The 24,513-nt window shown below is 59.1% G+C and carries 19 protein-coding genes; 3 read left to right on the top strand and 16 right to left on the bottom strand.

Translation table 11 applies throughout. The features are described from left to right. Positions 1 to 4: 4 nt before the first annotated feature. From O3C79_RS03230 to purU, 11 genes are all read right to left on the bottom strand, one after another. Positions 5 to 706 carry a helix-turn-helix transcriptional regulator gene (locus tag O3C79_RS03230; RefSeq protein WP_494384774.1) on the bottom strand — a complete coding sequence of 234 codons (702 nt, stop codon included), beginning with the start codon at positions 704 to 706 and terminating at the stop codon, positions 5 to 7. A gap of 194 nt (positions 707 to 900) precedes the next feature. Beyond that, a complete protein-coding gene (gene folD, locus O3C79_RS03225) occupies positions 901 to 1,776 on the bottom strand; it encodes a bifunctional methylenetetrahydrofolate dehydrogenase/methenyltetrahydrofolate cyclohydrolase FolD (RefSeq protein WP_494384773.1) in 876 nt (291 codons plus the stop codon). Between the two features lie 73 nt (positions 1,777 to 1,849). Next, positions 1,850 to 3,178, bottom strand: a complete 1,329-nt coding sequence (locus O3C79_RS03220; RefSeq protein ID WP_494384772.1) for an FMN-binding glutamate synthase family protein — start codon at positions 3,176 to 3,178, stop codon at positions 1,850 to 1,852. Between the two features lie 78 nt (positions 3,179 to 3,256). Further along, a complete protein-coding gene (locus tag O3C79_RS03215; RefSeq protein WP_010324848.1) occupies positions 3,257 to 3,940 on the bottom strand; it encodes a GltB/FmdC/FwdC-like GXGXG domain-containing protein in 684 nt (227 codons plus the stop codon). Between the two features lie 23 nt (positions 3,941 to 3,963). Beyond that, on the bottom strand, positions 3,964 to 4,869 hold the full coding sequence (locus O3C79_RS03210) for a class II glutamine amidotransferase (RefSeq protein ID WP_010324849.1): 906 nt from the start codon (positions 4,867 to 4,869) through the stop codon (positions 3,964 to 3,966). A gap of 27 nt (positions 4,870 to 4,896) precedes the next feature. After that, positions 4,897 to 6,231, bottom strand: a complete 1,335-nt coding sequence (gene glnT / locus O3C79_RS03205; protein WP_417533891.1) for a type III glutamate--ammonia ligase — start codon at positions 6,229 to 6,231, stop codon at positions 4,897 to 4,899. Next, positions 6,228 to 6,713, bottom strand: a complete 486-nt coding sequence (locus O3C79_RS03200) for a hypothetical protein (protein WP_494384771.1) — start codon at positions 6,711 to 6,713, stop codon at positions 6,228 to 6,230. Before O3C79_RS03200 ends, glnT begins: the two co-directional genes overlap by 4 nt. Then, positions 6,713 to 9,664: a 2Fe-2S iron-sulfur cluster-binding protein gene (locus tag O3C79_RS03195; RefSeq protein ID WP_494384770.1), complete on the bottom strand. Its 2,952-nt coding sequence runs from the start codon at positions 9,662 to 9,664 to the stop codon at positions 6,713 to 6,715. The genes O3C79_RS03200 and O3C79_RS03195 overlap by 1 nt, the downstream gene beginning before the upstream one ends. Further along, positions 9,648 to 9,914 (bottom strand): sarcosine oxidase subunit delta, encoded by a 267-nt coding sequence (locus O3C79_RS03190; protein ID WP_076463090.1) that lies wholly within the window; start codon positions 9,912 to 9,914, stop codon positions 9,648 to 9,650. Before O3C79_RS03190 ends, O3C79_RS03195 begins: the two co-directional genes overlap by 17 nt. A 12-nt stretch (positions 9,915 to 9,926) precedes the next feature. Next, positions 9,927 to 11,168, bottom strand: a complete 1,242-nt coding sequence (locus tag O3C79_RS03185) for an FAD-dependent oxidoreductase (protein WP_494384769.1) — start codon at positions 11,166 to 11,168, stop codon at positions 9,927 to 9,929. Between the two features lie 9 nt (positions 11,169 to 11,177). Beyond that, on the bottom strand, positions 11,178 to 12,050 hold the full coding sequence (gene purU, locus O3C79_RS03180) for a formyltetrahydrofolate deformylase (protein ID WP_010324855.1): 873 nt from the start codon (positions 12,048 to 12,050) through the stop codon (positions 11,178 to 11,180). Positions 12,051 to 12,302: 252 nt separating this feature from the next. On the opposite strand from purU, the gene O3C79_RS03175 reads away from it, so the two are divergent. Further along, the gene (locus O3C79_RS03175) at positions 12,303 to 12,902 is read left to right on the top strand and encodes a helix-turn-helix domain-containing protein (protein ID WP_010324856.1); all 600 of its coding nucleotides are present in this window, start codon (positions 12,303 to 12,305) and stop codon (positions 12,900 to 12,902) included. A gap of 14 nt (positions 12,903 to 12,916) precedes the next feature. On the opposite strand, the gene O3C79_RS03170 is transcribed toward O3C79_RS03175, so the two are convergent. The 4 genes from O3C79_RS03170 to O3C79_RS03155 form a co-directional block, all read right to left on the bottom strand. Next, positions 12,917 to 14,707, bottom strand: coding sequence for a sensor domain-containing diguanylate cyclase (locus O3C79_RS03170; protein ID WP_494384768.1), 1,791 nt, complete (start codon positions 14,705 to 14,707; stop codon positions 12,917 to 12,919). 114 nt (positions 14,708 to 14,821) lie between these two features. Beyond that, entirely contained in the window at positions 14,822 to 15,616 is a 795-nt protein-coding gene (locus O3C79_RS03165) for a slipin family protein (RefSeq protein ID WP_494384767.1), read from the bottom strand. Position 15,617: 1 nt separating this feature from the next. Then, complete coding sequence (locus O3C79_RS03160) at positions 15,618 to 16,976, bottom strand: NfeD family protein (protein WP_494384766.1); 1,359 nt, start codon at positions 16,974 to 16,976, stop codon at positions 15,618 to 15,620. Positions 16,977 to 17,039: 63 nt separating this feature from the next. Then, positions 17,040 to 17,639 carry a TetR/AcrR family transcriptional regulator gene (locus tag O3C79_RS03155; protein ID WP_010324860.1) on the bottom strand — a complete coding sequence of 200 codons (600 nt, stop codon included), beginning with the start codon at positions 17,637 to 17,639 and terminating at the stop codon, positions 17,040 to 17,042. Between the two features lie 99 nt (positions 17,640 to 17,738). Between O3C79_RS03155 and O3C79_RS03150 the strand changes: the two genes are divergently transcribed. Together O3C79_RS03150 and O3C79_RS03145 are read left to right on the top strand one after the other, a co-directional pair. Beyond that, positions 17,739 to 18,839, top strand: a complete 1,101-nt coding sequence (locus O3C79_RS03150; protein ID WP_494384765.1) for an efflux RND transporter periplasmic adaptor subunit — start codon at positions 17,739 to 17,741, stop codon at positions 18,837 to 18,839. Continuing rightward, positions 18,836 to 21,919 carry an efflux RND transporter permease subunit gene (locus O3C79_RS03145; RefSeq protein WP_494384764.1) on the top strand — a complete coding sequence of 1,028 codons (3,084 nt, stop codon included), beginning with the start codon at positions 18,836 to 18,838 and terminating at the stop codon, positions 21,917 to 21,919. The genes O3C79_RS03150 and O3C79_RS03145 overlap by 4 nt, the downstream gene beginning before the upstream one ends. On the opposite strand, the gene O3C79_RS03140 is transcribed toward O3C79_RS03145, so the two are convergent. Beyond that, entirely contained in the window at positions 21,920 to 24,505 is a 2,586-nt protein-coding gene (locus O3C79_RS03140) for an EAL domain-containing protein (RefSeq protein ID WP_494384763.1), read from the bottom strand. Positions 24,506 to 24,513 lie beyond the last annotated feature (8 nt).

Here is a 24,513-nt window from a genome sequence, read left to right as displayed (position 1 = left end):
GAGTTCAGCGGTTGAGGTCCGCCATCACCTTGGCGACCAGCTCGCTGCGAACTCTCACATCGGTTTTCCTGAAAATATGGTGCAGGTGGGTTTTGACCGTGGCCAGACCCAGCGAAAGCTGACTGGCAATATCCTTGTTGGTATTACCGCGCAGCACACACTCCAGCACATCCAGCTCACGCTCGGTCAGATCATATTTACTGCCGATCCCCTCACGTTCACGGTCTCGCTGCGGCAGGTAGGTTTGATTCAACGAGAACTCTATAAAGGGCTGCACCTTGCGCAGCAACGCCAGTTCATCCGCGCGAAAGTTCCCCATGGACTCCTCCCGCAGAATGGTCAGGCCGGCAATAATGCGCCCATCACGGCGAAAGAACATATCGGCCACATAACGATGATTATGGGGCACCATGAAGTTCATGTAATACAGCGTCTGGCGCAGGAAGTGCGGCGCAATCCTCGAGTCCAGCGTCACCACGGTTTCATCGCTGTCGGCAAAGCGCTCGGGGTTGAGGGGGTCCAGCGCACCAAACTCGGTGCGATACTCGCGCTCGGCATCCGGGGCCAGGTTATAGAGCAATGCCCCGCTATGCTGCATATCCGGGTTCACCAGAAAGAATGCTGAGCCACTGAGGGGGACCAGCCGCTCGATCAGGGCAAGCGTTTCATGTTGGAAGGGGTTTGCATCCCGGTTTTCGTGCATCATGTATTGTCTCTTGTACCACTCTGACAAGCGTCGGAGGCCAAGAAGGGTTGTTATAGTTGACGCCTAATCTACTGTGATTCCTCGCTCCCTTCGCTTAGGTACTACTAGCTAGCCTCTGCAAACGCAAAAAAAACCGCAGACCCAATCAAGAGCCTGCGGCAAATTAACACAACGTAAAGGGGGGAACTTGGTGATTAAGCCTTTTCCGCAGCTTCGCAGGCCTCCAGCGTATTCTGCAGCAGGCAGGCAATCGTCATCGGCCCAACACCGCCCGGCACGGGCGTAATGGCTGAAGCCTTTTCGTACGCCGGCTCAAACTCCACATCGCCCACCAGACGGCCATCATCCAGTCGGTTGATGCCCACATCGATCACCACGGCGCCCGGCTTGAGCCATTCGCCCTTGATGAACTCGGGAATGCCCACCGCCGCGATCACAATATCCGCCTGCGCCAGTTCCGCCGGCAGATCAGCGGTTTTGGAGTGGCATACCGTGACAGTGGCACGGGCCATCAGCAGCTCCAGCGCGACCGGACGGCCGACGATGTTGGATGCACCCACCACTACAGCCTTTTTACCCATGGGATCGATGCCGTAGGCGTCGAGCAGACGCATGCACCCGTAGGGCGTGCAGGGACGCAGGGTCGGGGCCTTGCCCGCCAGGCGGCCGAGGTTGTAGGGGTGGAAACCATCCACATCCTTGCTCGGATCGATACGCTCAATCACCGCCTGAACATCGATCTGCGGCGGCAGCGGCAGCTGCACCAGAATGCCGTTGATGATCGGGTCAGCATTGAGGGTATCGATCAGTGCCAGCAGTTCTTCCTGGGTCGTTTCGACCGGCAGGCTGTGGTTGCGGGAAATAATGCCGGCTTCTTCGCAGGCCTTAACCTTGCTGCGCACGTAGACCTGGGACGCTGCATCCTCGCCCACCAGTACTACAGCCAGCCCTGGACGTGATTTACCGGCTGAAACCCGTTCAGCCACCTGTGCCGCTATGGATTTACGCAGCTCTGCTGCCACGGCTTTACCATCAATCCGTTTGTCACTTACCGTCAGCGCCTGATTCACGCGTGTCTCCTTGTTTGCTTGCTGGCGGGGTTGCCCCCGCCTCAGATTAGAAGGGTTTCAGTGGCATGCTCCGTTAGAAGCTCTGACCCGGCACCCAGGTAGTACCCGCCAGAGGAACACGCGCCATGGCAGCGGATTCAACGGTCAGGGCTACCAGATCTTCCGGCTCCAGATTACGCAGGTCGTTCTTGCCGCAGGCACGGGCCAGCGTCTGGGCTTCCAGCGTCAGTACGCGCAGGTAGTTGGCCAGACGGCGTCCGCCATCTTCCGGGTCCAGACGCTTGGACAGTTCAGGGTCCTGAGTGGAGATACCAGCCGGGTCCTTACCTTCCTGATAGTCATCGTAGAAGCCTGCAGCCGAGCCGATCTTCTCGTAGTCTTCACTCCATTTCGGGTCGTTACAGCCCAGTGCCACCAGCGCTGCAGTACCGATTGCGACCGCATCGGCACCCAGTGCCATGCACTTGGCCACATCAGCGCCGTTGCGGATACCACCGGAGACGATGAGCTGAACCTTGCGGTGCATGCCCATTTCCTGCAGTGCCTGTACGGCCTGTGGAATCGCCGCCAGCGTCGGGATACCTACGTGCTCGATGAACACGTCCTGGGTTGCCGCAGTACCGCCCTGCATGCCGTCAACGACGATGACATCAGCGCCGGCTTTAACCGCCAGTTTCACATCGTAGTAGGTACGGGTCGCGCCCACCTTGATGTAGATCGGCACCTGCCAATCGGTGATTTCACGCAGTTCCTGAATCTTGATCGCCAGGTCGTCGGGGCCGGTCCAGTCCGGGTGACGGCAGGCTGAACGCTGGTCGATACCCTTGGGCAGCGTACGCATCTGCGCAACACGGTCGGTGATTTTCTGGCCCAGCAGCATACCGCCGCCGCCCGGCTTGGCGCCCTGACCCAGTACCACTTCGATGGCGTCGGCCTTGCGCAGGTCGTCCGGGTTCATGCCGTAGCGAGACGGCAGGTACTGATACACCAGCTTGCTAGACTGGCCACGCTCTTCCGGCGTCATGCCACCATCACCAGTAGTGGTTGTGGTGCCCACCATGGAGGCGCCACGGCCCAGGGCTTCCTTGGCGTTGGCTGACAGGGCACCGAAGCTCATGCCGGCGATGGTGACCGGGGTTTCAATCACGATCGGCTTCTTGGCGAAGCGGGTGCCCAGGGTGACCTGAGTGTTGCACTTCTCGCGGTAGCCTTCCAGCGGATAGCGTGACATGGACGCACCCAGGAACAGCAGGTCATCAAAATGCGGCAGCTTGCGCTTGGCACCAAAGCCGCGGATGTCGTAGATACCACTATCGGCAGCGCGGCGGATTTCGGCCATGGTGGTACGGTCAAAGGTGGCTGACTCACGCAGGCCCGGGTTGACGTTGATATCGTTGCTCATAATCAAGTCCTCAAAAATCGGTTTCAGAGGCCGCCCCTATACACACATATTGGGCGGCCATGACGGCCTGTCGGTCCGTTAGTAAGCGGATGCGTTATCTACTTTGAAGTTGTACAGCTGACGGGCTGAACCGTAGCGCTTGAAGCTGGCCGGATCTTCATCCACACCGGCGCGGTTCAGCAGGTCAGTCAGCTCTTCGATATGCTCGGCGCGCATCTCTTTCTCGATGCAGTCCGCGCCCAGGGATTTCACCTCGCCCTTCACGTAGATGTGCACCTCGTACATGGAGTCGCCCAGTGCTTCCCCGGCGTCACCGCATACAACCAGCGAGCCGGACTGGCCCATGAAGCAGCTCATGTGACCGATGCTGCCCTTGACCACGATATCCACACCTTTCATGGAGATGCCGCAACGGGCACCGGCGTTACCCTCGATCACCAGCAGACCGCCATGAGCGGTGGCGCCAGCGGCCTGGGATGCGTCGCCCTTGACGCGAACAGTGCCGGACATCATGTTTTCAGCCACACCCTGGCCCACGTTACCGTGCACCACCACATGGGCTTTCTTGTTCATGCCGGCACAGAAGTAACCGGCGTGGCCCTGGATATCCACCGCCAGGTTCTGGTCCAGACCGCAGGCGATGTTATGCTGCCCTTTGGGATTCAGCACTTCCCACTCACGCTCGGTACATTCGGTGGCCTGGTCGTGCAGCGCCTGGTTCAGTTCACGGATGCTGGATTCAGCCAGATCAATCGTTTTCATCGTTGTTTCTCCTCGACTCAGGCTCAGTTGCTGCTGCGTTCCCAGACATAGAAAGTGGCCGGCTCCGGCTCCCAGACCTTGGCATTCTCGATGCCCGGCAGGGTGGTCAGGGCCTGGTATTCAGACGCCATGGCGACATAGTCATCCGTTTCGGCCAGTACCGCCGGCTTACAGGCGATGGGGTCACGCATGACGGCAAAACCGTCGCGGGTGCCGATGGTGAAGGTGAAGAAGCCATCCAGATCTTCCAGCGCATGCTCCAGCGCTTCCTTCAGGCTGTCGCCCTTCTGCAGACGCCAGGTCAGGTAACCCGCCGCAACTTCGGAGTCGTTCTGAGTCTCGAAGCTGATGCCTTCGCGCTTGAGGGCATCACGCAGACGGTTGTGGTTGGACAGGGAGCCGTTGTGTACCAGGCAGAGGTCCATGCCGGTGGAGAACGGGTGGCTGCCTTCCATGGTGACGGCAGACTCGGTCGCCATACGGGTATGACCGATGATGTGGCTGCCTTTCATGCCTTCCAGATTGAAGTTTTCGGCAATCTTTTCCGGCAGACCCACTTCTTTCAGGATCTCGATGGACTGGCCCACGCTGAGAATCAGTACATCAGCCGCTTCTTCCGCCAGCCATTCACGCAGGGCGGCTTCTTCGGCACGCACCTTGAACACGGCAACGCTGGCATTCTGGAACCAGCTCAGTTCCATCTGCTGCTCGTTTTTCAGACGGGTGGCCAGCGTTTCCCAGTCATATTCAGCATCCGGGTGACGCAGGGTCAGCTTGACCCAGCCATCGCCCACTTCATCACCGTAGATGGCGAAACCGGCGCTGTCGGGACCGCGTTCGGTCATGGCGATCAGCATCGGTTTAAACAGTTCGCCGATCCGGCTTTCCAGTTCAGGGTTCTTCAGATAAAGCCCGACAATTCCACACATAATCAAATTCCTCGTAACAAAACCGGATCAGAAAAATTCGGCGTAGTGACTGACTTCCCAGTCGGATACATGGCGGCTGTATTCCACCCATTCGGCCCGTTTCACCTTGAGGAACTCGGACACAACTTCATTACCCAGGGCTTCGGTGAAAACGGTATCCGCTTCCAGCGCGTCCAGGGCTTCATTCAGGTTCTGCGGCAGGATGCTGACACCCTTCTCCTTGATCTCGTCCAGGCTCAGGCTGTACAGGTTCACGTTCATCGGCTCACCCGGATCCAGCTCACGCTCGACACCGTCCATACCGGCGGCGATCAGGGCTGCGGTCACCAGGTAGGGGTTGCAGCCGGAGTCCGGCAGGCGGAATTCCAGACGGCCGTAGGGGATACGGACCATGGCGGAACGGTTGTTGTCGCCGTAGCAGACATAGGCCGGTGCCCAGGTCGCCCCCGAGGCGTTGCCGCCCACGACCAGACGCTTGTAGGAGTTCACGGTCGGGGCTGCGATGGCGCAGAGTGCCGGGGCATGTGCCAGCAGACCGGCGGTAAAGTGGTAGGCCAGTTTGGACAGGCCCATGCCGCTCTTGTCATCGGCATCATGGAACAGGTTCTGGCCATCCTTGTCGGTGATCGACAGGTGGAAGTGCATGCCGTTACCGGTGCGGTCCGAAGACGGCTTGGGCATGAAGGAGCAGACCATATCCAGGTCGTTGGCGATCTCGCCGGCCGCCATGCGCACAAAGGTGAAACGGTCAGCGGAGGTCAGCGCATCGCTGTAGGTGTAGTTAATCTCGAACTGGCCATTGGCGTCTTCGTGGTCGATCTGATAGACGTCGAAGTCCACTGCCTGCAGGGATTCCACCAAACGCTCCAGGAACTCGCGGGAGCGGGACAGACCCTTGTAGTCGTAGCAGGGCTTGTCCAGTACGTCGCTCTCATCCACCGGTTTGAGAGTGCCTTTTTCATCACGGGTGAACAGGGAGAACTCCGGCTCCACACCCGTGTTCAGAGTCCAGCCTTTCTCGGCCAGGCGCGCCAGCTGCTGCTTCAGCACGACGCGGCTGCAGTAGGGGTGCGGTGCATCATTCACATAACCATCGCAGGCAATGCGTGCATAACCCGGCTGCCAGGGCACAACACTGAAGGTATCCAGGTCGCCACGGGCCATGAAGTCAGGGCCGTGCGGTTCCATGCCCATGCCCCAGACAGCGAAGCCGGCAAAACCCGCACCCTTTTCCACCACATCCATCAGGCAGCTGGCCGGAACCGATTTGGTTTTGGCAACGCCGTGGATATCCACAAACTGGGCCAGTACGTATTTGATATCGTTCTGGCTGACAATGCGTTCGATCTCTGCGGGCATCATGATGCACCTCCTGTCGGATTTCGGGTTGCGCTAAGGTCACCAAGGACCGCGCTGAACGTTTCGTTGAGGTAGTGGCGGTAGCCCGGATCAGCACCGATCAGCAAACTGCCACTCTCGATTTCGTGATACAGCCAGCAATTGACCCCGGCGACGGAAGTCATCAACCAGTCACCCGGTTTAAGCTGGCGGAAGTCGTACTGGCAGAGGTGGGCCATCATCTCGACCCAGCCTTCACCCTTGAGCTCAAACACGCTGTCGTAACGGCGGAAACACCATTCACTCTGCGGGGCCGTGACACCGGCCTTGAGCATCGCCATGTATTCGTCACGTCCTGTGCGTGCGACCAGAGCACCGCTGCGCTCCTCTGCACTGAGTATCTGTTCGGGAACCGGCAGACCGGCACTCGCCAGGGCTTCGCTGCTCTCGGGGCCGGTCAGCAGATAGCTGGCCCGCTCCGTTTCGTTCAGTTGCAAAGCAATCATCAGGCCACCTCCGTCAGGTCGATGGTTTGACGCTCGCCTTCGGCGTCATAGAAGGGAATTGCACAGGGTTCGAGCGGAACCAGCGCACCGGAATCGACCCGCACCTGATACATGGGATCACTGCCCGCCAACGGCTGGTCCACCATGGCCAGACCGATGTAACGACCCAGTGAGGGGCTATAGGCGATACTGGTGATGCGACCGGCGATATCGCCGCTGTCGATCAGCAGATGGCATTCCTTCGGCAGCTCACCGCTGTAGCCCTTGGGCAGCATGAAACCGCGCAGGGTGCGCAGGCAGCGCTCCTTCAGCAGCGCCAGCGATGGCTTGCCGGTGAACCAGGCCTTGCTCTTGAGCGGCACCGCCCAGGGCATGTTGGCTTCGAACGGGTTAGTGAGGCCGTCGGTGTCCTGACCCACAATGATGTGGCCCTTTTCCAGACGCAGCACTCGCTGGGCCTCCACACCGAACGGACGGATACCGTACTCGGCACCCTTGTTCATCAGGGTGTTCCAGACCAGCTGTGCGGACTCGATCGGCAAGTGGATCTCGTAGCCCAGCTCGCCGACAAAACCGACGCGAATCAGACGCACGGGCACGCCGCAGAGGTTGCCTTCCTTGAAGCCCAGGTAAGGGAAGTTCTCTTCGCTCAGGTCGATGTCGGTCAGCGGTGCCAGCAGCTTGCGGGCATGAGGACCGGCCAGGTTCATGGCGGCCAAGGTGCCGGTGCGATTGACCAGACGCACATCCAGACCCCACTCCACAATGTGGCGGGACAGAGTGCGGAAGGTCGCATCCGCATGGCTGGTGGTAGCCGACACGTAGAAGCGGTCTTCGGCCACGCGGGCTGCGATGCCGTCATCCACGATGACGCCGCTTTCGTCCACCATCAGGGCGTAACGGGTCATGTCCTGCTTAATGTTGGACATGCGCATGGTGTAGGCGCCATCCAGCAACTTGCCGGCATCCGGCCCCATCACCTCGATCTTGCCCAGCGTCGAAACGTCGATCAGACCCAGACCGGTTCGCACCGCCTGCACTTCACGCAGGATCGCCTGTTCGCGCACTGAAGGGTTGCCAGCGCCTGCGGCGTCAGAAGCGCCAGCTTCTGAGTTAGGTAGATAGTATTCAGGACGCATCCAGGCACCGGCTTCCATCATCTGGGCGCCGTTATCCAGGTGCCACTGATGCATGGCCGTGAGACGTTCCGCACGGAAACGTCGCCCCGCCAGCGCCTGCACCGGAACCGGGTGGAACATCGGACGTGCGGTGGTCGAGCCGGTCTGGTCGATGGTGCGACCGGTGACCGCTGCCAACACACGGATACCGTTCATGTTGGCGTGCTTGCCCTGACTCGGGCCCATGCCGACGGTGGAGAAACGCTTCATCAGCTCGATATTATCGAAGCCTTCCTTCGCCGCGTTGACCAGATCCTTCAGCTGCAGGTCTTCGTCATAATCGACAAAGTTCTTGCCCTTGGGATGATCCACAATCGGCCAAGGGTGGGAGTGCGCTTCAGTGTCGCGGCTGTCTGTCTGCTCGGCCGGCAGCGGTTGATCCTTGAGGAACGCCGCCGCTTCAGTACCGGCACGCTCTCCATCGGCCAGGCGCTGATCCAGCGTAAAGGCACCGTTCAAACGACCGCAGGCGAAGATACCGCTGGGCAGTTCCTGAGGCAGAATCTGCTCCAGGGTACTGTCGTAACCCAGACGACTGCCCGCCTGATACAGCAGCTGCGCGGCCGGGGCCCAGCCCACGCTCATCAGCAGCAGATCAGCATCAATCTCGCGCGCCAGCTTCAGGTTGCAGGCCGAGCCATCAAAAGGCGCAACGACGACTTGCTTCAATTTGTCCTTGCCCTTGGCTTCGTACACCGCGTGGCCGTCCAGCACGCTGACATTCTTGCTCTTCAACTCGTCGGCCCAGCGACCGCGGCTGTCAGCCTTGCCCATATCCACGACCGCAGCCACTTCGACACCGGCAGCCAGCATATCCAGCGCAGCACGATAACCTTCGCTGTTGGCTGTCAGCACGACAGCTCGCTGACCCGGTTTAACCGCATAGCGTGCCACCAGGCGCTGGGCGCCAGAGGCCATCATTACGCCGGGCAGGTCGTTGTTGCGGAACACAGCAGGCTGCTCCATCACGCCGGTGGCACTGATCACGGCACGGGCACGCATTTTGACGATGCCTTCCGGCCCCAACAGCGGCACGTAGTGGTCGGTGTACCAACCACAGGCCAGGTGGCCCGGCAGCACACGGATATTGGCGTGGCTCTGTACTTTCTGTTTCAACGCTGTGCGAATCGGTGCAGCACTGTCATCGTTCACCAGCTGGTAATCCAGGCTGCCGCCGATATGCGGGTTCTCATCCGCGATCACCACGTCCAGCCCCTGCTCCGCTGCTGTCAGCGCCGCCTGCATGCCAGAGGCACCGGCACCCACTACCAACAGATCGCAGAAACCATAGGTCTTGGCCTTGCGGCGCGCATCCCAGCGGGTATCGATAGTGCCCAGGCCCGCCTTTTCGCGAATCACGCGCTCCCACATCGGAAACAGCTTTTTCGGCTTGTGGAACGACTTGTAGTAGAAGCCCACCGGCAGGAAGCGGGACAGTTTGCCGATAATCTGGTCCTTGTCCTTTTCCAGGCTGCCGTTGACGTTACAGGCGGTCAGCGACATGCCCGCCGCCAGCGGTGTGACATCGCCGCGGATGTTGGGCTCTTCACTGCTCTGGAACAGCGCGTTCACGTCGTGGTTGGCCAGTGTCACCGCGCCGCGGGGGCGGTGGTATTTGAAGCTGCGACCCAACAGAGTCTGGTTGGATGCCAACAAGGCCGAGCTGATGCTGTCACCAGCGAAACCGGTGAAGGCCAGACCTTCAAATTCGAAGCTCAGCGTCTCGGAGCGGTCGAGCCACTCCAGCGGCTGGGGATCAAGCCGGGATGTCATAACGCACCTCCTCCAGATCGATAAACCGCACCACTTCATCCTTCAGGGTGTCGCGTTCCATGACGTACCAGCGCCCGGTCGGGCGGTGATACCACCACTCGCGCAGCAGGCCCGGCGCACCCTGGCGGTTGAACACATACGCGGCCCAGGTGGGCTCGTCGGCATCCATCGGCGGGCGACGGACTTCACCGATGTAATCAAATTCGCTGATCGGCCGGGGGCCAATCACGGGACAGTCGAATACTTTCATCGTCCCCTCTCCTCAGTGCCCGACCGACGCTGCGCCCTTCTCACCGACCAGATCAAAGTCGGTGAAGCGGGACAGGCGGAAGGGTTCAATCAGTTCATGGTTGCGGTCGTTGGCCAGGGTCCAGGCCATGGTCTTGCCGCTGACCGGCGTGGCCTTGAAACCCCAGGTGCCCCAGCCCGCATCCAGGTAGAAGCCGTCGATGGGCGTTTTACCCATGATCGGGGCAAAGTCCGGGGTGATATCGCTCATACCGGCCCACTGACGCATCACTTTCATGCGGCTCATGAACGGGAAGAGGTCGATCATCTGGTCGGTCAGGCCTTCAACAAAGTTGAAGCTGGAGCGGGTGGAGTGCAGTACCGACGGATCCACCGAGGCCCCCATCACCATCTCGCCACGGGACGACTGGCTGACATAAACATGCAGGCTGCCGGAGACCACGATGGTGTCCATGAACGGCTTCACCGGCTCGGACACGCAGGCCTGCAGCGGGAAGATCTCGATCGGTGTTTCCAGCCCCAGCATGGAGGTGATGCGCGGTGTAGAACCGGCCACCATGGAGACCACCTTGCTACAGCTTATAAAGCCGCGATCAGTCTCCACTCCGGTCACCTTGTCACCCTGGGTACGGATACTGGTAACACGGGTTTTCTGGTGAATCTCGACACCACGATTGTAGGCACCACGGGCGTAGCCCCAGGCGACGGCATCATGGCGCGCCACTGCGCCGGGTGCGTGATAGAGCGCCCCCATCACCGGATGGGTACCGGCACAGTCCAGGTCCATATAGGGGACTTCCTTGGCAATGAAGTCCCGGTCCACCACTTCCGATTCGATGCCGTGGTGCTTGTTCACCTCGGCACGCCAGCGCATGGTGCGCATGGCACTGTCGGTGTGGGCCAGGGTGAAGTGGCCACGGGTTGAGTAGAAGATGTTGAGGTCGAAGTCATCGGCCAGATCTTCAAACAGGTTGAGACTGGTGTCGTAGAACTTGACCCCTTCCGGTGTCAGATAGTTGGAGCGCACGATGGTGGTATTACGACCAGTGTTACCACCCCCGATATACCCCTGTTCCAGCACCGCAACATTGGTGATGCCGTGTTCCTTCGCCAGGTAGTAGGCACAGGCCATGCCGTGCCCGCCGCCGCCAATGATCACTACGTCGTAGTGAGATTTGAGCGGTTTGGCTTCAGGAAAGAACCGGGGCTCGTTGTGTGACGACTTGAGGCCGTATTTGAGCAGGCGCCAGGGCATGGGATTCTCCTAGGCAAAAACAACGGTTTTGTTGCCGCGTACCAGGACACGGTCTTCGATGTGGTAACGCAAGCCACGGGACAGCACGGCCTTCTCTACGTCCTTACCCAGACGCACCATGTCGGCGGTGGTGTTGTGGTGAGTCACGCGGTGGACATCCTGTTCGATGATCGGACCGGCATCCAGCTCGGAGGTCACGTAGTGACAGGTGGCACCGATCTGCTTCACGCCACGCTCGGCCGCCTGGTGATAGGGACGGGCACCGATGAAGGACGGCAGGAAACTGTGATGGATGTTGATGATGCGGCTTGGGTAAAGCTCGCACAGCTCTTCCGGGATGATCTGCATGTACTTGGCCAGCACGATGGCATCCGCTTCGGCTGCAGCGATCTGCTCTTTCACAGCCTGGAAGTGCGGCTCCTTGTTGCTCATGTCCACCGGCACATGCACGAAAGGAATACCGTGCCATTCAACATAGGAACGCAGCACATCGTGGTTGGAGATGACGCAGGGGATGTCGATATTCATCTCGCCGGAGCGCCAGCGGTACAGCAGATCAGACAAAGCGTGGGCTTCTTTTGATACCATCAGCACAATGCGCTTGCGCTGTGCGGAGTCGGTAATCTGCCAATTCATGTCGAATTCATCGCCAAGTGGCGCGAATTTCGCTTTCAACTCATCAAGTGAGAAAGGCAGAGAGTCCGCCAAGACTTCATAGCGCATGAAGAATTGGCAGTTTTCGGTATCGGCAAACTGGTGCGCTTCGCTGATCCAGCCATTATGAGAGGCGAAGAACTGGGTAACGGCGGCCACGATACCCACCTTGTCGGGGCAAGAGACGGTTAAGCGGTATTTACGTGCGTTTTGCGTTTCGATAGCCATGACCTTGGTCCATATTTCTCGATGGGAAAATTTATTTCACCAAGGTAAAAGCAATCACTTTGCCAACTTTGCACTTTGCGTTAAAAAAAAGATTCGATTCGGGTGAAAGGGCCGTAAAATCAAGGACTGTGAAACTATATTTCCTGATAGGAATATTTGCCCGCAAACAGGATTGTGCCGGTCCGGTGCCGTTTTTGCCCTGCAAAAACGCACCAAAGCTGTTCAGACCGCACAAAAAAGGAGCATGCGAGTATGAAAGAAAAAGAAGAAGACAGCCCAAGATTGCGCCTGGAGTCGTACATCGCCATGCGGGTGAAAAGCAAACGCACCGAGCAGGGTTTGAAGATAATTGATGTGGCGCGGATCGCCGGCCTCAGCCAGGGCATGGTGAGCAAGATCGAGAACGCCCAGGTGTCCACCAGCCTGGATACACTGAGCCGCCTTTGCGATGCCATTGGCCTGCCTATTTCACAGCTTTTCACCGATTATGATCGCCCCGAAGGCACAGCTCAGCTGACTAAAGCCGGTGAAGGGATGGAAGTGGTCCGGCGCGGTACCGAGAAAGGCCACACCTACCAGTTGCTCAGTTACCACCGCGGCAAGAAGAAAAGCTACGAGCCTTTCCTGATCACCATGGATGATGCCAGCGAGGTGTTCCCCACCTTTTCGCATCCAGGGCAGGAGTTCATCTATCTATTACAGGGGAAGATTCGCTACCGTCACGGCAACCATCTATACGATATGGGACCGGGGGATGCCCTCTCCTTCGACGCCGAGATTCCGCACGGCCCCGAGGTTTTGCTGGAAGTGCCCATACAGCTGCTTTCGATCATCCACTACGACGACCAGTAAGCCGTTCTCAAGAGTTATGCCTGAGGCTGGGGCGCGGGTTCGCTGAACAGGAAACCCTGGGATTCATCGATACCCAGTGCTTCCACCACCGCCTGTACCTCGGCGCAATGGACAAATTCTGCAGCCGTGCGGATACCGGCATTTTGGGCAAAGAACACCATGGCACGCACGATTTCATAGCTGGTGGCATCCTGATGGATGTTGCGGATGTACTTCGCATCTACCTTGATCATATCGATCTCCAGCTCGAGGATGCGCTCGAAGTTGGAGTACTCGGTGCCAAAGTCATCAATGGCCAACTGATAGCCGCGCTGTTTAAGCTGCTGCAGCTGTTCAATATAGGTTTGTTTGCTGCCACTGCTGATACCTTCATGGATTTCCAGAATCAGACGCTCGGGCGACACACCATGCGTCTCCAGGGTACGCTCCAGAAAGTCCGGCAGGTAGCCCAGCTCCAGATCGGTTTCGGTGATGTTCACCGAGATGGAGCCTGCCTGTACCGCCAAACGCTCCGCCACCTGCTCAATGACGACACGGGTTATCGCCGGCATCAGACCAATGAGTTCAGCCACCGGCAGGAACTGGCCTGGACCAAACACCTCACCGCCATGTTCCAGCCGTACCAGCGCTTCCCATTTACGGATCTCGCCGCTGCTGTTGTCCCGAATACCCTGATACCAGGCGCGTATCCCCCCCGTGCGCAGGGCTTCATGCAGACGCACACTCCAGCCGATGTAATCCACCTGCTGCTGCAGGGCCGGCTGGTCCGTATCCGGTTGATACTGACTGGTGGCATTTTTGCCGCGCTCACGTGCCTGCTTCAGCGCAACCATGGCGCGGCGCAGCAGATCCTCGCCCCCCGTGGCCACACCGGCATTGAAGGTGAGGTAGAACTTCATCTCCTGCAGGCACACCGGCTCACCAAAAAAGTGCTGACGCAGGCGTTGCAACTCGGCTTCGGGGTCATCCAGGTGATCGTAGTAGAGGGCAAACTGATCAGCACTGCCGCGGAACAGGCAACCACTGCCGGTGATACCGGACAGGGTGGAGGCAAAGGCCTGCAACAGGCGGTCGCCGGTTTCCAACCCGTAGCGAGTATTGATCAAGCCCAGGTTATTCAGGTTGAGCAGGATCAGCGCCGACGAGGTCGGCACATCTCGCAGGGTGCGAATCAGGCTTTGCGAATTGGGCAGATCGGTCAAAGCATCACGGCCCAGCTGTTCGATCAATGCGTCCTTCTCACTTTCCAGCCTTTGATGCTGAGCATGGCGCACCAGCACTATGGCAACCAGTGCAGCCCCCACCTCCAGCAAACGCTGGTGGAACACCGAGGGCATACGGTGTTCAAAAGATGACAGGGCAAAAGAGCCAATCGGGTTGCCCAGATCATCACGCACCGGCACTGACCAGCAGGCACAGAGATTGAAGTCCACAGCGAGCCTGCGCAAACCTTTCCAGCGCGGGTCTTCAAAGGTATTTTGCACATAGGCGGGTTCGTTATGAAACACGGCATTACCGCAGGAGCCGCCCTCGGGGCCGGGGCGCAGCTGGCTGAGGCGTTCGATACCGGCTTCGGGCACACTGGGGGCTGATATCACACTCATCAACCCGGAATCAGGGTCCAGGTGCATGCATGACGCTACCGAACCCGGCAACAGACGCTCGGCCATACGGCAGGTTTCATCAATCACCTCAAGATAAGGCGTTGCCGACGCTACCAGCCCACAGATACGCTGTTGCAGACCGAGAATATGGTCCAGTTCATGCAGACTGAGGTCCACTTCCTGTTGCCGAGATTCGTCCACACTGAATTCCCCTGTTCTAGCCCTGTACGCTCATTTACTGGATGATTATGAGCTGCTTTGGCGACATTACAAGAATATTAGGTCAATCCAATATACGGCAAACAGCCACCTTTTTCATGAACCCGCCTTCTGCTCCGGCTCTTTGATATCGGGTTTCTTCAGGATATCACCGAGATGACCAAACATGTCCACCGGCAGCGGGAACACAATGGTATGACTGTTCTGGCCAGCAATTTCGGTCAGTGTCTGCATGTAACGGAGCTGGATCGCCTGGGGTTGCTGCGACAGGGTTTGCGCTGCATGCAGCAGTTTTTCCGAAGCTTCCTGCTCGCCCAGAGCATGAATCACCTTGGCGCGCCGTGAGCGCTCGGCTTCCGCCTGACGGGCGATGGCGCGTACCATGCTCTCATCCAGGTCCACATGTTTGATCTCCACGTTCGCAACTTTAATCCCCCAGGCATCCGTCTGTTTATCGAGGATCTTCTGGATATCCGAGTTCAGCTGGTCGCGTTCCGACAGCATTTCATCCAGCTCGTGCTGGCCCAATACCGAACGCAACGTGGTTTGGGACAGCTGGCTGGTCGCCTCAAGATAGTTTTCCACATGAATGACGGCCCGTTCCGGGTCGACCACCCGGAAATAGATCACCGCATTGACGCGCACCGACACGTTATCGCGCGAGATAACATCCTGAGTGGGTACATCCATCACCAGTGTACGCAGATCCACACGCACCATCTGCTGGATGATGGGAACAACAATGATCAGACCAGGGCCTTTGACACGGTAGAAACGCCCCAGCAGGAAAATAACGCCGCGCTCGTATTCGCGCAGAATGCGGAACATGGAGAGCAGCAGCAGAATCGCCAGCACCACCAATGTGGTGATGAAATAGGGAAAACCGAACATATCAGGTCTCCAGCTTTTCCACGATCAGATGCAGGCCGGCACTGCCAACCACTCGCACCCGGTCGCCCGGTTGCAAAGACTGCTCTGACCGAACCGGCCAAAGCTCACTTTCAAAACGCACCAACGCCTGATCATCACGACAGACCTCAACGCTCAGCTGCTGCCCTCGCGCCGCATCCACACCAATGGATTGCGGCTGACGACGTGCGCGCAGCGCCATCATCACCACGGCAAAGGCCGCGGCCATTGAGCCCAGCCCGAAGGCCAGAATCATCGGCCAGGCAATACGGTAGGCAGGCAGCTCGGTATCCATCAGCATGATCGAGCCCACCACAAAGGCGATAGAGCCTCCAATGCCGAGAATGCCGAAGCTGGGAGCATAGGCCTCGGCCAGAATCAGCCCTACCCCCAACAGCATCAGTCCCAGGCCGGCATAGCTGATCGGCAGTACCTGGAAGGCATAGAGCGCCACCAGCAGACTGATCACCCCCAGCACACCCGGTACCCCGAAGCCCGGATTGGAGAATTCGAAGATCAGACCATAGATGCCAATGAGCATCAGCAGGTAGGCCACATTGGGGTTGGTGATAATGGCCAGGAACTCATTGCGCCAGTCCGGCAGGTATTCATATTGAGGAACATCCGCCAGATTCAGTTTGAGCGTCTGGCCGGCCAGACTAACCTCGCGGCCGTGCAAGCGGGTGAGCAACGCCATTCTATCCGGTGCAATCAGGTCGATCACATTCAATTCCAGTGCTGCCGAAGCACTCAGGCTGCGGCCCTCACGCACCGCCTGCTCGGCCCAGTCGGCATTGCGCCCACGCAACTCGGCCAGGCCACGAATATAGGCCACGGCGTCGTTGATGATCTTGCGCTGCATGGCATTGCCCGCTGGGGGCTCGTCAGACTCGGAACCGGGTTCAGAGGCTGGTTGAGGGCCAGGCGTGGCGCCAAGACTGACAGGTGTCGCAGCTCCCAGGTTGGTGGCAGGCGACATGGCGGCAACATGGCAGCTGTACAGCAGGTAGGTACCGGCGCTGGCCGCTCGGGCTCCACCGGGGGTAACGTAGCCGATTACCGGCATGGGTGCAGCCAGAATGGCACTGATCATCTGCCGCATGGACAGATCCAGCCCACCCGGCGTATCTATTTCGATCACCACCGCCCGGGCACCCGACTGAGCGGCCTGCTCCAGCCCCCTTACCAGATAATCGGCACTGGCCGGGCCTACTACTCCCTCAAGACGCAATACCCAGACCGCATGCTCAGGGGCATCGGCTGCAGCCGCCTGCACCAGGGGCAAAGCCGACAGGGAACTCCAGCACAGCAGACACACCAGCACGTGCCGCAGGATAGACATTGGACACCTCCGCTATTACCTGCAGTATAGGTAATGAATGCGGAGGTGGTTCGGTGGACGATATCAGGGGGCATAGCCGCGCAGGAACAGATCCACGCAGCTGACAATATAAGTATCGATTTCGTCATCGCTCAACTGGGGTTCAATGCCCAGTTCTGAACGCATCTTGGCTTCGCCCTGCCACATCATCAGCAATTGAATCGCGGCATGGCGCGGGTTGTCGGCGTGAATCTGGCCGGCCCGACACTCTCGCTCCAGCATCTCCGTCAATGCGGCCATCACCACCCGTGGTCCGGCCTCAAAAAACAGCACCGCCGCCTGCGGCTGTGTATCCACCTGGGCGATGCAGGTTTTGTGTACCTGTCGTGCCTCTTCAGACAACAGCAGACGGATAAATCCCCGTCCGATCACAAGCAGGCGATCACGCAGGCTGCCCTCGGTTGCGGCACAAAGGTCCGCCAGCTCATAGCGCTGACACTTACACTGGATAGCTGCCATAAACAGCTCATCCTTGTTGCCAAAGTGGCTGTATACGGTCTGCTTGGACACGCCCGCTTCCTGAGCCACCATCTCCATGCTGGTGTCGGTGAATCCGTTCTGTACAAAAAGCGTCGAAGCCGCTTCGAGAATTTGCTCCCGTTTGGCTGCACTGCTGGGTCTCACATCTTTCTCCCGACAAAAACATATCAAACTAGACAGTCCAGTTTTATAAAACTAAACTGGACTCACAGGTCTAGTTACAATTATAGCCGGAATACAACCATGAAGATGCCCGCATCGATCAACCTTTTTGTTTTACTCAGCAGTTTGCTGCTGTTGAGCGGCTGCCAGGAAGCAGAGGAAACGGCTGCAACCGCACGACCTCTGGCCGTCAGCACCCAGGCACTGGAACCCAGCCCCGGATTTGAATTGATTCATACCTACGCCGGCCGTGTCGAAGCGGCACAGAATTCTGCACTGGGATTCGAGACCGGCGGCAAGCTGAAAACAATCGCGGTCGATAGCGGTGACTACGTCAAAGCTGGCCAGCAGCTGGCCTGGCTCGACACCCAGTTGCTGGATACCGAAATGCAGCGACTCAAGGCGCAGCAGCAGGAAACACAGGCCCGCTTGCGACTGGCACGCACCAGCCTGGAACGACTGGGCGCTCTGGAGCAGCGCGGCTATGCCTCCACCCAGAACCGGGATGAACTGGAAGCGGAAGTCGATGCTCTCAAGGCTGCCATGGCCGTGATCAGCAGTAACCTGGCGCGTAACCGCCTGCAGCAGGAAAAAGCCGTGCTGATCGCCCCCTTTGATGCCCGTGTCGGCCAGCGCCTGGCCGATGAAGGCATGGTGCTATCTGCGGGGCAGCCAGTATTGCAGTTGCTCAGTGAATCCGGCACCGAATTCACCATCGGACTGCCACCAGAGCAGGCCACGCGTTTGCAAACCGGGCAGACCTATACCCTGGAAGCAGGCAAACGTACCCTCAGCGTTGACCTGATTCAGGTGGGGGCCGAGCTGGCTCCCATGAGCCGTACCCTTCAGGCCCGTTTCCGGCCAACAGAGCCCCTTAACCTGCCCCAGGGCACACTGGTGCGGTTACAACTGCCCGAATACCGCCCGGAATCCGGCTATTGGGTGCCCATCAGTGCCCTGACCGACAGCGTGCGCGGCCTCTGGCAGGTCTACGTCGTCAGTGACAGTAATCAGGTCGAGGCACGGGATGTGCGCATTCTGCACAGTACCGAAGAAAGTGCCTACATCAGCGGTGCATTGGGCCAGGGAGAGCAACTGCTGAACAGGGGCCTGCACCGCGTTGTGCCCGGCCAGGCGGTTGAAGCACTGCAGGAAGTGGCCGCCGGAGGCGCACAGCAATGATGGCACAGCTTCTATTCAACGGACGCCTGCTGGCCCTGATGGTCGCCTTGCTGATCGTAGCCGGAACCGCTGCCTTACACAGTCTGCCCCGCCAGGAAGATCCTCGTGTACTGGCCCGTATGGCCACAGTCATGACGCAACTGCCCGGCGCCAGTGCCGAACGTGTTGAAGCACAGCTGTCGGAACCGATCGAAAACAGCCTGCGCGAACTGGCCGAGATCAAGGAGATTTCCTCCACCTCCCGGCTGGGTATTTCCATCGTCAGCATTGAACTGCAGGACAGGGTTACCGATGTGCAGAGCGTCTGGTCCCGCGCCCGCGATCTGTTGAATGATGTGGCGCCGGAACTGCCCAACGGCAGCTCGATTCCCTATCTGGAAGACAAGCGTGGCTACGCCTTCACGCTGCTGGTCGGGCTCAACTGGCGCGGCGAGGGGCCGGCTGATCTGGCCACCCTGACCCGCTACGCCGATGAATTTGAAAGCCGCATGCGTGCCCTTCCCGGTACAGACTATGTGGACCGCTATGGCGAGCAGGAAGAAGAGATCCAGGTCGATGTAGATCTGGAACAGGCCGGCTCCCGTGGCCTCAGCCTGCCCGCCATTGCGGCTACCATCGGTGCAGCGGACGGCCGTATTTCGGCCGGTGAGCTGAGCAATAACCGCACCCAACTGCAGGTGGAGCTTAGCGGCGCGCTGGACAGTCTGGAACGTATTCGCCGCATCCCGCTGCAAACCGATGAACAGGGTAACATCAGCCGTGTGGGCGACCTGGCCCAGGTGCGGATGGGTGTGCATGACCCGGCCCGTGAAGAGGCCTGGATCGATGGTCGTCAGGGGATTGTCGTCGGTATTCGTATGCTGCCGCACCTGCGTGTCGATCAATGGACCGAGCAGGCACGGGCACAGATCGAGCGTTTCAGCGCCAGTGTCCCCGCCAATATCGAAACCCGCATTCTGTTCGATCAAAGCGGCTACACCGAGGTACGCCTGAGCGAACTGGTCCTCAATATCGGCCAGGGGTTTGTGCTCATCCTGCTGGTGCTGCTGGTGACACTGGGGGTGCGAGCCGCACTGATCACCGCCCTGGCCCTGCCCCTGACCACACTCTTTACCCTGGCCTGCATGAATTTCTATGGCTTGCCGATTCACCAGATGTCCGTCACCGGCCTGGTGGTGGCGCTGGGGATCATGATCGACAACGCCATCGTCATGGTGGACAGCATTCAGCACCGGCGCCAGCAGGGCGAATCCGCCCGACAGGCCGTGCTTAACTCGGTGCGTCACTTTTGGCTGCCACTGTTGGGCTCCACTCTGACCACCATTCTGGCGTTCATGCCAATCGTGCTGATGCCGGGGCCGGCGGGCGAGTTCGTCGGCGGCATTGCCATCAGCGTTATTTTTGCGCTGCTGGGGTCCTGGCTGCTGTCTCATAGTCTGATCGCGGCACTGGCAGGGCGTTACCTGAAACCCGGCACCCGCGGTGATGATCATTGGTACCGCACCGGTTTACACCTGCCGCGTCTGAGCCGTGGCTTCAACGCTACGCAACGCTGGGCGCTCACACACCCCTGGGCCACTCTGCTGCTGACGCTGGCGTTGCCGGTTACGGGCTTCTGGAGTGCCGGACAGCTGACCGAGCAGTTTTTCCCGCCTTCCGACCGTGACATGTTCCATATCGAGCTGCACCTGCCGCCTCAGGCCAGCCTGGCCGAGACGCGCCGCGTGAGCCAGGACGCCGATGCCATCCTGCGTCAGCATCCCGAAATCCAGCAGACTGCCTGGTTCATGGGCACCAGCGCCCCGCCCTTTTACTACAACATGATGCCGCTCAATGAGGGCAAACCCAATTACGCCCAGGCAATGGTGACCAGTGACCACTTCACCAGTGCCAACCGCCTGATTCCTGAGCTTCAGGCGCAAATGGATCGCAGTCTGCCGGATGCCCAGGTACTGGTGCGCCGCCTCGATCAGGGCCCTCCCTTCAATGCGCCGGTTGAAATGCGCATCTATGGCCCGTCACTGGAGCGGCTGCGTGAACTGGGCGACGAAGCTCGCCGCATTCTCGCGGCCGTCCCCGATGTGATGCACACCCGTTCGACGCTGCAGCCGGGTACGCCCCAGGTGCGTTTGAGTGTTGATGAAGACAGTGCTCGCCTGGCCGGGCTGGCCTTGCAGGACATTGCCGGACAGTTGCGCAGCGCACTGCAGGGCATTAAAGCAGGTGAAGTCCTGCAAAGCACCGAAACCCTGCCGGTGCAGGTGCGCGTGGATGCAGAGCGGCGCAGCGCGCCGGATGCACTGGCACAGCTGCACCTGAGCACGCCGACCGCCGGTAATATCCCGCTGGGTGCCCTGGCAGACGTGCGTCTGGAATCGGCGCATGGCGCCATTCCACGTCGGGATGGCGAACGGGTCAACGTGATTGAGGGCTACCCGGCCTTTGGTGTGTTGCCGGGGCAGGTCCTGGCTGACTACACCCGGGCTCTGGAAACGGAAGGTTTCCAGCTGCCGGCGGGCTATCGCCTGGAAGTGGGCGGGGAAGCGTCCAAGCGGGACAGTGCCGTGGGTAACCTGCTGGCCAACGTGGGCATCATTGTGGTGTTGCTGATCGCGGTGGTGGTGTTGTCGTTCAACTCCTTTCGCATCAGTCTGGTGATCTTCGCCACCGCGATTCAGGCGGCAGGCCTTGGCCTGCTTACGGTCTGGATGTTTGGCTACCCGTTCGGTTTCACCGTGATCATCGCTTTGCTGGGTCTGATGGGGCTGGCGATCAACGCAGCCATTGTAATTCTGGCCGAGCTCAAGGCCAGCAGTGCCGCCTGCCGGGGCGACGAGAACGCCATTCAGAGCGCTGTGGCCAGCTGTACCCGTCATATCAGCTCCACCACCATCACGACCATCGGTGGTTTCATGCCCCTGATTCTGGCCGGTGGCGGCTTCTGGCCTCCTTTCGCGGTGGCCATTGCCGGTGGCACTCTGATGACCACCCTGCTGTCGTTCTACTTCGTGCCGACTCTGTTCAAGGTTCTGGCCCGGAAGCGTAATTTCCTGGTTCAGGCGGCTCCTGCAGCCGCCTGATCAGAGGGTGCCATTTTCAACGACCTGTTCCGCCAGCCGGGCTTCAAGCTCGGCGGGCGGCAGCGGTTTGCTGAAGTAATAGCCCTGATATTCATAACAGCCCATGGCCGCCAGGGCATCGCATTGCTCGCAAGTTTCCACCCCCTCGGCCAGCACCGTTAGGTCCATGCTTTGACCCAGTGCTACCACGGTTTTGACGATGGCGGCATCATTACTGTCAGAGAGCAGATCCCGCACGAAGCCCTGGTCAATTTTCAGCTTGTCCAGCGGCAGCTGCTTGAGGAAGATCAGCGATGAATAGCCGGTGCCGAAATCATCCAGCGAAAAGCGTACTCCCCTCAGGCGCAACTGACGCATCTTGTCGATTGTCTGCTCCACATCCTTGACCAGCATGCTTTCGGTCACTTCCAGCTCCAGCAAATTGGCACTGGCGCCTGTTCGGTCCAGCACGGCACAAACGCGGTCGGCAAAGTCTGCCGTATGAATCTGCCGGGCACTGATATTGACCGCCACACGCACACCGGCCAATTGCGGATGCTGTTGCCAGCGGATTAGCTGCTGGCAAGCCTGTTCCAACAGTTGATCTCCCAAGGGCACAATTAAACCCGTTGCCTCGGCAACCGGAATAAAGTCTGCAGGCGAAATAAGGCCTTTTTCCGGATGGCGCCAGCGCACCAATGCTTCCAGCCCCAACAGTTGCTGCTGGCGGTTGTACTGGGGCTGGTACCAGAGTTCAAACTCGTCCTGCTCCATACCGACCCGAATGCCGGCCTCAAGCTCAGCACGGAGTTGCGCCTGCGCCTGCATGGAGGGATCAAAAAAGCGGAAGCAATTACTGCCGGCACTTTTGGCATCATTCATAGCCAGCTCGGCACAGCGCAGCAGGCCTTCGGCATCTTCATGCAAGTCAGAAAAGAGGCTGATACCGATACTCCCGCCACATCGATGACGCTGCGCCTTGAGAATAAAAGGCTCTGCCAGTGCCTGAATAATCACCTGGGCCAGCTGCTGCAGCTCATTCATCGCCTGTTCGCGGGTCGCATCAAGGCCTTCGGCCAGGAGCACAAACTCGTCGCCCCCCAGCCGCGCCAGCGTAAAGCGTTCGTTGACACGGTCCGTCAATCGCGCCGCTACCTGGCGCAGGAGCTCATCCCCGGCAGCGTAACCCTGGGCATCATTCAGGTCCCGGAAGTGATCAAGGTCGATAAACAGGACTGCGCCGTCCTGCTTGCGCTCCTCGGCCTGTTGCTTGGCACCGGCCAACTCCTGCAACAGACGCTGACGGTTGGGCAAATGGGTAACGGAGTCATACCAGGCCAGCTGATGGATACGTTCCTGCTGCCGATAGGTCTCGGTGATATCGGTGGACACGCCACACACCCCCCAGATACGGCCGTCGGCCAGTTTAAGCGGCACCCTGACGGCCAGCAGAATACGTTTTTCATTAGAGCCCGGCAGTTGCAGCTCTTCTTCCTGCACACTGCGTTCGCCGGTCTGCAGTACCTCAAGGTCAGCCGCATGTATTTTTTCAGTTGTCTCGGCAGAAAAGAAATCCGCATCGGTTTTGCCCAGTACTTCCGCTTCAGGCTGGCCCAGGGTTTTACAGATAAACGGGTTTACATAGGTGTAACGCAGCTGAATATCCTTGTTATAGATACAGGCCTCGACGCCACCCAGCACACCTTCAAGCTGTGCTTCGCGGGTCGCCAGCGTGCGGGTTCGGCTGCGTACCTGAATCCGTAACAAAAACACAAAGGCGATCAGCATGGAGATCAGCAAAGCGGCGCCAGCCATCATCATTTGCAACCAGCGTGGCAATTCTGCCGCCTGCCCTGCCTCTCCCCAGTGGCTGAGAATATCGTGATAAACGGAATGCTTGTCTTCCCGCCAGACGCCGAGCCAATGGTCGATGCGACTCAACAGGTCTGTATTTTGTGCCAGGGGAGTGGCGAAAAACAGGCGGCTGGGCTGGAACATCAGCGCCGTACCCTCGAGCCCATAGTCAGGCGCGAAGTAGTCACCAAAGAAATGGTTGCTGAAGGCCACATCGGCCTCGCCCTGCTGAACGGCAGCAAAGGCTTGCTGATAGCTGTCGACTTGAACAAATATCGGCTTCACCTCGAAGCCTTCAGTCAGGTTACGCAGATAGTTCAGCTGTACAGAGCCGGCCAGCAACGCAACGCGCTTGCCATCCAGATCCAACGGCGACGCGATTTCGATATGCGCGTATGCTCGGGACCAGCTGTTCAGGGCAGGGGTGTCATGAAAGCCAAGCCAGTTTTCGCGCTCGGGCGTGCGCGCCACATCCGGCAGCAGGTCGATCTGACCTTCACGCAGCTGTTGCAAACAGGCCTTCCAGGCGCAGGGAACAGCCTCCAGTTGCCAGTTTTCCGCATCCGCGATCTGGCGCAACAGTTCACCGAAAATCCCGGAGGGCTGTCCGTCCGGGCCCAGCAGGATCTTGGGTGGGTTTTCATACACACCCACCCGCACCAGCCGTTCATCTGCGGCTTGTAGATTCCCCGTTGCCAGTGATATCAGCACACAGAACAGCACTGACATCAGACGTTTTCGACAGGTTTTCATAGGTCCAT

The sequence above is a fragment of the Marinobacterium sp. NO-S09 genome (assembly GCF_059179545.1).
The sequence above is the reverse complement of the archived record's forward strand: the minus strand, read 5'-3'. Positions and strand labels throughout refer to the sequence as shown.